This is a genomic window from Streptomyces spongiae (assembly GCF_009377185.1).
In the GTDB taxonomy this organism is placed as follows: Bacteria; Actinomycetota; Actinomycetes; order Streptomycetales; family Streptomycetaceae; genus Streptomyces; species Streptomyces spongiae.
This window is the reverse complement of the sequence record NZ_VJZC01001058.1, coordinates 1-1389: the sequence shown is the minus strand read 5'-3', so window position 1 is coordinate 1389 and position 1389 is coordinate 1. Positions and strand designations below refer to the sequence as shown.

General features: G+C 73.1%; 1 protein-coding gene. It reads right to left on the bottom strand.

What is annotated here, in order from left to right:
• On the bottom strand, positions 1-1389 hold a 1389-nt coding region (locus FNH08_RS50085; protein ID WP_407704611.1), incomplete at both ends, for an ATP-binding protein.

The following is a 1389-nucleotide window of genomic DNA, read 5'->3' as shown; positions in this document are numbered from 1 at the left end:
GTCGGAGGGCTCGGGGGCGTCGAGGAACACGCCGATCGGGTCGAAGGCGTCCAGGTGTGTGAGGGGGGTGGAGGCGTTCGCCTGCTCGGTCGCGTCCAGGAGCGCTCCCAGTCGCAGGACGCGGTCCACCCAGTCCGTGCCCTCACGGCGGTAGTTGCGGAGCCACCAGAACCAGCCCATGGCGAGGGCGAGGTGGGCGGCCTGCTCCTCGTCGCCGGAGGTGAAGGCGCGGTGGAGGGCGGCGCGGATGTTGTCGAGCTCGGTCTCCAGGCGCTGGATCCAGAGCAGTTGGTCGGCGGAGCGGAGGCGGGGCTCGGCCTCCTCGACCAGGGCACTGACCCACGCGCTGTGCCGGTGCCCGGCGGCGGCGCGCAGCTCGGGGGCCTCGGCGGCGCGCTCGGTGGCGTACTCCTGGATCGTCTCCAGCATGCGGTACCGCATGCCGCTGGCGCCGCGCTCGCACGGGGTGGCCACGATCAGGGACTTGTCGACGAGCGCCCCCAGGACGTCGGGCACGGGCCCGCTGCACACCGTCTCCGCGGCCCCCAGGTCCCAGCCGCCCGCGAAGACGGAGACCTCGCGCAGGACGGTGCGCTCGGCCTCGTCCAGCAGGTCCCAGGACCAGTCGACCACGGCACGGAGGGTCTGCTGGCGCGGCAGTACCGTCCGGCTGCCGGAGGTGAGCAGCCGGAAGCGGTCGTCGAGACGGTCCGCGATCTGCCGTGGCGTGAGCAGGCGCAGCCGGGCGGCGGCCAGCTCGATGGCCAGCGGGAGGCCGTCGAGTCGGCGGCAGATCTCGTCCACGGCCTCGGTGTCCTTCAGGACGGTGTCCGCGTCGGGGCGTACGGCCGCCGCGCGCTCCCTGAAGAGGCGGTGTGCGGGGTCGGGGAGGAGGGGCTCGACCGGGCGCACGGACTCGCCGGGCACGCCCAGCGGTTCACGGCTGGTGGCGAGGATCGTGAGCCGTGGGCAGTGCGTCAGCAGGGTCTCCGCGAGGTCGGCCGCGGCGCCGATGACATGCTCGCAGTTGTCAAGGATCAGGAGCTGGCTGCGCGGGGCGCAGTGCTCGATGAGCAGGGCGACCGGGTCGTCCTGCGGGACCGCCAACTCGTTGGTGATCAGCACGGTCTTCCGCAGACCGAGGGCACTGACCACCGCGCCCGCGACCGCCTCCGGCCGGTCGAGCGGGGCGAGCTCGGCCAGCCATGCCTGTGGATGCCCGGCGGCGGCTTCCTCGGCGAGACGGGTCTTGCCGGATCCGCCCGGTCCGGTGAGCGTGACCAGGCGGGTCCTGTGCAAGTCGGAACGGATGGCGTCGAGCTCGAGTTCCCGTCCGACGAAAGAGGTCAAACGGGGGCGGATGTTCCCGTTCCGGTCGGGGTCGGGGGT